Source organism: Euryhalocaulis sp., assembly GCF_013911995.1.
Classification (GTDB): domain Bacteria; phylum Pseudomonadota; class Alphaproteobacteria; order Caulobacterales; family Maricaulaceae; genus Euryhalocaulis; species Euryhalocaulis caribicus.
Genome location: NZ_JACESD010000024.1, coordinates 35,775 through 43,018, shown reverse-complemented (window position 1 = coordinate 43,018; position 7,244 = coordinate 35,775). Strand labels below are relative to the sequence as shown.

General features: G+C 65.8%; 6 protein-coding genes. 3 read left to right on the top strand and 3 right to left on the bottom strand.

Going from position 1 to position 7,244, the window contains the following annotated elements:
* A partial coding sequence (locus tag H2040_RS08170) for a tetratricopeptide repeat protein (RefSeq protein WP_287156681.1) occupies positions 1-867 on the bottom strand: 867 nt, incomplete at its 3' end.
* A gap of 202 nt (positions 868-1,069) precedes the next feature.
* Here H2040_RS08170 and H2040_RS08165 point away from each other — a divergent pair.
* Together H2040_RS08165 and H2040_RS08160 are read left to right on the top strand one after the other, a co-directional pair.
* Positions 1,070-2,272, top strand: coding sequence for an aspartate aminotransferase family protein (locus H2040_RS08165; protein ID WP_022698861.1), 1,203 nt, complete (start codon positions 1,070-1,072; stop codon positions 2,270-2,272).
* A gap of 5 nt (positions 2,273-2,277) precedes the next feature.
* Positions 2,278-3,225, top strand: a complete 948-nt coding sequence (locus H2040_RS08160) for an Hsp33 family molecular chaperone (RefSeq protein WP_287156677.1) — start codon at positions 2,278-2,280, stop codon at positions 3,223-3,225.
* Here H2040_RS08160 and H2040_RS08155 read toward each other — a convergent pair.
* On the bottom strand, positions 3,210-4,685 hold the full coding sequence (locus H2040_RS08155; protein WP_022698863.1) for a TrkH family potassium uptake protein: 1,476 nt from the start codon (positions 4,683-4,685) through the stop codon (positions 3,210-3,212). The genes H2040_RS08160 and H2040_RS08155 overlap by 16 nt on opposite strands.
* Positions 4,686-4,771: 86 nt before the next feature.
* On the opposite strand from H2040_RS08155, the gene H2040_RS08150 reads away from it, so the two are divergent.
* On the top strand, positions 4,772-5,788 hold the full coding sequence (locus H2040_RS08150; protein WP_287156674.1) for a 2'-deoxycytidine 5'-triphosphate deaminase: 1,017 nt from the start codon (positions 4,772-4,774) through the stop codon (positions 5,786-5,788).
* Between the two features lie 4 nt (positions 5,789-5,792).
* Here H2040_RS08150 and glmM read toward each other — a convergent pair whose 3' ends face one another.
* Positions 5,793-7,139: a phosphoglucosamine mutase gene (gene glmM / locus H2040_RS08145; protein WP_287156672.1), complete on the bottom strand. Its 1,347-nt coding sequence runs from the start codon at positions 7,137-7,139 to the stop codon at positions 5,793-5,795.
* Positions 7,140-7,244 lie beyond the last annotated feature (105 nt).

Genomic DNA, 7,244 nt, shown 5'->3' with positions numbered 1-7,244 from the left:
CGCAACCCCGCTATGGGCCGAGAGAAGGCGTTCCAGCAGCGTCGTGCCCGAGCGCGCGGTCCCCGCAACGAAAATCGGGCGCGTGCTGTCGTGGCGCCCCTGCTCCGCCCCTTTCGCCATGGCTTCGGCGGAATGCGCCTGCCGAGAGGCGTCCGCGAACTGACGCACCCGGGCGGGATCGTAATTGCCGGTGGAGGCGAACAGACGATTGGCCTTCGAGAAGTGCTCGAACGATGAATCCGTGTCTCCGGCGCGGTCATTCATGACGCCGAGCGCAAATTCAAAAAGCGCCGTCTGCTTGGGATCGGAATCGCCAGCGGCGCGATAGACGTCCATGAAGCGGTCGAACCGGGCGCCTTCATCCTTCGACAGGCCCTTGAGCACGGCCAGCTGATACCAGCTTTCCGCCGAATTCGGCTCCAGCTCCAGGATTTCCTCGTGCTTGGCGCGCGCCTCGTCGAACCGGCCCAGATGGGCCAGCGCCACGGCGGCGCGCAGCTTCAGCTTGGCGTAGCCCGGATTCTGCTTTTCAAGCCGGGTCAGGACTTCCAGGGCCTTCTCGTCGCGGCCGAACTCGATCAGGTAATGGGAGAGCTGATAGACCCGGTTGAGATCGCGCGGATCCTCTTCCTGATTTTTCATCGCGCACTGAACAGCGGCGCCAGAATCGCGAAGGTCCCCGGCCAGATGCGCCAGCGGCCCCCACGCGCCCTTGCGGATGGCTTCGGGCTGCTCCAGCGCCCGGCGGATGATCTGAACCGCCTGCGCCGGTTCGCCGTTCTTCACGGCGGCCTGCGCCCCCTTGACGGCGGGCACCTTGCCGCCGCGCTCCTGATTGCCGTTCGCGCCTGCCTGCTTGTTGCTCATTATCTTACGTCTTCCCCCGGGAGTTCGCGGCCCGCCTTTGGCCTGTCGCCGCGTCGTTTGCGCGCCTTCTTAATCGTCTTGCAGGCGCCTTGTCATCCCGCGAGGCTGCGCGATGGCCGCGCGATGGCCGCAGAGACGATCTTGACCCGCCGATAAGAGCGTGGTGAGGCTCGCCGCGATCTAACGCACATGGAGACGCTTCATGCCCGCCCCCCTTATGGACACCTATGCCCCGCCGCCCGTCGTTTTCGATCACGGCAAGGGGGTCTATCTCTACAGCGACGATAACGAGGAATATCTCGACTTCATCGCTGGCATCTCGGTGAACGCGCTGGGCCACGCCCATCCTAAAGCTGTCGAGGCGCTGACGGCGCAGGCCGGCAAGCTGTGGCACCTCTCCAACATGTTCCGCGTGCCGGGGCAGGTCGAACTGGCGAACAAATACATCAAGGCGACCGGCTGGGCCGAGCGCGTCTTCTTCACCAATTCGGGAACCGAGGCGATTGAATGCGCGCTGAAAACGGCGCGCAAATACCAGTTCGTGAACGGCCATCCCGAGCGTTACCGGATCATCAGCTTCACCGGCGCTTTCCATGGCCGCACCTATGGCGCGATCAATGCCGGCGGCAACCCGAAATATCTCGAAGGCTTCGGCCCCGCCATGCCCGGCTTCGATCAGGTGGAATTTGGCGATCTGGAGGCCGTGAAAGCAGCGATTTCCGATGAAACCGCGGCGATCATCGTTGAGCCGGTGCAGGGCGAAGGCGGCGTTCGCGCCCTGCCCGAGGAATTCCTGCGCGCCCTGCGCGATCTCTGCGACGAACACGGCCTGATGCTGATCTATGACGAGGTGCAATGCGGCGCCGGGCGCACCGGCAAGCTGTTCGCCTATGAATGGGCCGGCGCGGACGATGCGCGGCCGGACATCATGGCGGTCGCAAAGGGCGTGGGCGGCGGTTTCCCGATGGGCGCCTGCCTTGCGACCGACGCCGCGGCGGCCGGGATGCAGATCGGCTCCCACGGCTCCACCTTCGGCGGCAATCCGCTGGCCATGGCGGTCGGCAACGTGGTCATCGACGAGCTGACCAAGGACGGCTTCATGGACCACGTCGTGAAGGTGTCCAATTTCCTGCGCCAGCAGGTGGCCGGGCTGGCCGATGAATATTCCGACCTGGTCGAGGACGTGCGCGGCAAGGGCCTGCTGATGGGCCTGAAGCTGAACGAGCGCGTGGTGAACAAGGACGTCGCCGCGCTGGCGCGTGACGAGAAGCTCCTGGTCGGCGCGGCCGGCGACAATGTGCTGCGCATGGCGCCGCCGCTGATCATCGAGGAAAAGCACGCCCGCGAAGCGGTCGAGAAACTGGACCGCGCGTTCGCCAAAGCGCGTGAGAAACTGTCGGACTGACCCGCATGGATACGCCGCGTTCCAACAGCCCCGCCGGACTGGACGATCTGGCTGCGACCGACGACACCGTCGCGCCGTTCCAGATTGAAAAACAGCCCGTGCGCGGCCGCGTGGTCCGCATGGGCCCGGCGCTGGACCAGATTCTCACCGCCCACGACTACCCGGAGCCGGTCGCCCGGCTGCTGGGCGAGGCGGTGCTGATCACGGTTCTGATCGGCGCGTCGCTGAAATTCGACGGCCGGCTGATCCTGCAGGCCAGCGGCGACGGGCCGGTGTCCTTCCTGGTGGCGGATTACGCCACCAGCGGGGCGATCCGCGCCTATGTGAAGCTGGATCCCGAGCGCGTGGACGCCGCCATCGAGGCGGCTCAGGAGGGTCTGGGCGCGCTTCTTGGCGAAGGCACGATGGCCATGACCATCGACCAGGGTCCGGACATGGACCGTTATCAGGGCGTTGTGCCGCTGGAAGGCGAGACGATCGCCGAAGCCGCCGAAGCCTATTTCGCCCAGTCGGAGCAGATTCCCACCCGCATCAAGTCCGCCATCGGTCGCTGGCAGGGCGAGGGCAAAGCCACGCACTGGCGCGGCGGCGCCATGATGATCCAGCAGATCGCCGCCGACGATGCGCGCGGCGACGCGGGCGAGGCGTGGAACACGGCCCGCGCCCTGTTCGACACGCTGGCCGATGACGAGCTGATCGATCCGGAGCTTTCCGGCGGTCGCGTGCTGTTCCGCCTGTTCCATGAGGACGGCGTGCGCCTGATGGATTCGCAAGCCATCCGGTTCGAGTGCCGCTGCTCCCGCGACAGCGTGCGCAATCTTCTGTCCAGCTTCTCCGAAGAGGAAATCGGGGAGATGGTGGAGGATGGCGCGGTCAGCGCGACCTGCGAATATTGCAATACGCAATACGCCTTCGACGCGGCGGAACTGGCCCCCGGTCAGCCGCGCCAGTAGGCGGGCGACAGCAGGACCAGCACGGTCACGACCTCCAGCCGGCCGACGAACATTCCCGCCGCCATGGCCCATTTTGCCGCGTCGGGAAGCGGCTGGAACGTGCCCGCCGGCCCGATGATCGTACCCAGCCCCGGCCCGACATTGGCAACGCTGGTCGCCGCGCCCGACAGCGCGGTCACCAGGTCCAGCCCGATGGCGGACAGGAATATGGCCAGCGCGGCAAAGCACAGGAAAAACAGGAAGAAAAAGCTGAGGACCGAGAAGATCGTGTCCTCCGGCACCACGCGGCCATTATATTTCAGCCGCGCCACCACGTTGGGCCGCGCCATCTCCAGCACATAGGTCTTCAGCGCCAGGAAGGCGATCTGGTAGCGGAAAATCTTGATGCTGCAGGAGGTCGATCCCGCGCACCCGCCTATGAACATCAGGCAGAAAAAGAAGGCGTTCGCGAACCCGCCCCACAGCGCATAATCGGCCGTGGCGTAGCCGGTTCCGGTCATGATCGACACGGCGTTGAACGCGGCCAGGCGCACCCCGCGCACCGGCTGATGGATTTCCGCCAGCCACAGATAGAAGGTCAGGATCAGCGTGACGGTCAGGAAAATGCCCAGATAGACCCGCACCTGCGAGTCGGTCAGGAAGGCGTCGGGCCGCCCGCGCGCCGCCATCATATAGAGCACGAACGGCACGCCGCCCGCGAACATGAAGATCGTCCCTACAATATCCGCCCCGCCGGTCATGAACGCGCCCATGGAGCGGTCGGAGGTAGAGAACCCGCCCGTGGCGATGGTTGTCATCGCGTGGCACACCGCGTCGAACAGACTCATGCCCGTCGCCCAGTAGGAAATGGCGCAGGCCATGGTCAGGGCGATATAGATGCCGCCGATAAAGGCGGCGATCTGGGTGGCGCGGGGCAGGATCTTCTCCGACTTGTCGGAGGATTCGAGGCGGAACAGCTGCATCCCGCCGACCCGCAGCATGGGCAGAACGGCCAGCGCGGTGACAATGATGCCGATGCCGCCCATCCATTGCAGGATGGACCGCCACAGCAGGACGCCCGGCGGCATGTCGTCAAGCCCGGTCAGAATCGTGGCCCCGGTAGTGGTCAGGCCCGATGTCGACTCAAAAAACGCATCGGTGACCGACAGGCCCAGATCGCTGATCACGAAGGGAATGGCCCCGAAGGCGGCCAGCAGGACCCAGGTCAGCGAGACCAGCAGGAAGGCAGTGCGCACGGTCAGGCGCTTGCCATGCCCCCAGTTTGCCAGCGCCAGCCCGCCGCCCAGGAACATCGAAAGCCCGCCGCCCGTCGCAAAGGCGCGCCAGTCCTTCGACCCGGCGATCAGGTCGGCCAGCATCGGCAGCATCATCGCCGCGCCCAGCCCGGACAGCAGCACGCCAATCACCAGCATAACGGGCCGTACATCCATCACGTTGAGCTGGTTTCCCCCGAAAAACACGCGGCGCGCTTGATCCCCCGCGCCGTTCGACCTTAAGCCTGTTCGACAACGCGCCCAAGCGCGAGTCGGGACAACAGCGCCATTTCATGACAGGCATACTCCCCAGCCAGACCCTGGCCCAGATGATCGAAAGCGGCGCGCTTGCCGCCACAGACGGATTCGAGCCGGGCCAGATCCAGCCCGCCAGCCTTGATCTGCGGCTGGGGCGCACCGCCTACCGGCTGCGCGCCAGTTTCCTGCCCGGCGCGGGACGCACGGTGGAAGACCGCCTAAACGGCGACATCGTCATGCACCGGATCGACCTCAGCGAAGGCGCGGTTCTGGAGACGGGCTGCGTCTATCTCGTCCCGCTGGCCGAGCGTCTGGCCCTGCCGGAAGACGTCTCCTGCGCGGCCAATCCGAAAAGCTCCACCGGCCGTATCGACGTGTTCACGCGCGTCATCACCGACGGCGCGCAGGCCTTCGACGCCGCGCCCGCCGGCTATCAAGGCCCGCTCTATCTGGAAATCAGCCCGCGCACCTTCTCGGTTCTGGTGCGGCCGGGCGCGCGTCTGGCGCAGATCCGCCTGCGCCGCGGAAGCCCGGCGCCGCTGAAGGAAATCACTCTGGGCGTAGACCTGACGGGCGGCGAATCCGGGGTCATCGGCTATCGCGCGCGCCGCCACTCCGGCCTGATTGATCTTGAGAATCTCGGCGGTCACGACCCCGCCGATTTCTGGGAGCCCGTGCCCGCGCGCGGCGGACGCATGGTTCTGGATCCGGACGAATTTTATATTCTCGCCTCCGCCGAAAGCGCCTCCGTCGCGCCGGACGAGGCGGCGGAAATGGCCCCCATCGCCACCGAGATCGGCGAATTCCGCGCCCATTACGCCGGCTTCTTCGACCCCGGATTCGGCTGGGAATCCGCCGGCGGCGCAGGCTCCCGCGCCGTGCTGGAAGTGCGCGGCCGCGATGTGCCCTTCATGCTGGAGCACGGACAGGCCGCGGCCCGCCTCGTCTATGAAGCGCTGGAAGCCCCGGCGGACGCGGTTTACGGCGCCAGCGGCTCCCACTACCAGGCCCAGGGCCTGAAACTCTCGAAACATTTCGGCGGGTGGGGCTAAACTTCTAGGCCGCCCGCCCCACCGTTTCGACGAGCGAATCCACTATCTTCTCGACCTTCCGGGCGTCGTCGCCCTCGGCCATGATGCGGATCAGGGGCTCGGTGCCGGATTTGCGGATGACGAGGCGGCCTGAATCGCCCAGCTCGGCCTCGGCCTCGCGGATCGCCTCTTTCACTTCATCGGCCTCCAGCGGCGCGCCGGACTTGTAGCGGACATTCTTCAGGATCTGCGGGGCCGGTTCGAACTGGCGCAGTATCTGGCTGGCCGGCTTGTCGGCCTCCACCATCGCGGCCAGCACCTGCAACGCCGCCATCAGGCCGTCGCCGGTGGTGGCGAAATCCGACAGCACGACATGGCCGGACTGTTCGCCGCCCAGATTGTAACCGTCGGCGCGCATCTTCTCGACAACATAGCGGTCGCCGACCTGCACGCGCTCGAGAGCGAGTCCGTCCTCTTTCAGGCATCGCTCCAGCCCCAGATTGGACATGATGGTCGCCACGATGCCGGGCCTGGCGAGGCGCTCGCGCTTGTGCCAGGACCGCGCGATCAGGGCGAGGATCTGGTCGCCGTCGACGATCTCCCCGTGTTCGTCACAGACGATGATGCGATCGGCGTCGCCATCCAGCGCCAGCCCGATATCGGCGCGCATTTCCTTGACCTTGGCGGCCATCGCGCCGGGATGGGTGGAGCCGACCTCGTCATTGATGTTGAAACCGTTCGGGCTGACGCCGACCGAGATAACCTCCGCCCCCAGCTCCCACAGCGCGGCCGGGGCAACCTTGTAGGCCGCGCCATTGGCGCAATCGACCACCACGCGAAGCCCGTTCAGGCGCAGGCGTCGCGGCAGGGTGGCCTTCACGATCTCCACATATCGCGCCTGCGCGTCATCCACGCGCTTGGCGCGGCCCAGCTTGTCGGCCGGGGCGAGTTCTTCCTCCAGCCCGCGATCCATCAGGCTCTCGATTTCCAGCTCCGTGGAATCGTCCAGCTTGTAGGCGTCCGGCCCGAACAGCTTGATGCCGTTGTCGTGATAGGCGTTGTGCGAGGCGGAAATCATCACGCCCAGATCAGCGCGGAGCGAGCGCGTCATCATCGCCACGCCCGGCGTCGGAAGCGGGCCGAACTGGAAGACGTCCATCCCGACCGAGGTGAAACCCGCCACCAGCGCTGTCTCGATCATGTAGCCTGACAGGCGCGTATCCTTGCCGATCACCACCGAATGGCGGCGGCCCGTATCGCGCCGGAAATAGCGCCCCGCCGCCTGGCCGAGGCGCAATGCGGTTTCCGCGGTCATTGGCGGCTTGTTGGTCAGGCCGCGCACGCCGTCGGTTCCGAAATAGCGTTTTTCCATTCTGGCGCCTCTTTTTTCGCCGTAATTCAATTGCAGGCAACATGACTCGGTCGCCATTTACCTTTGCCGGGTTATAGCGTCCATGACCTGACGAATCGCTAAAGG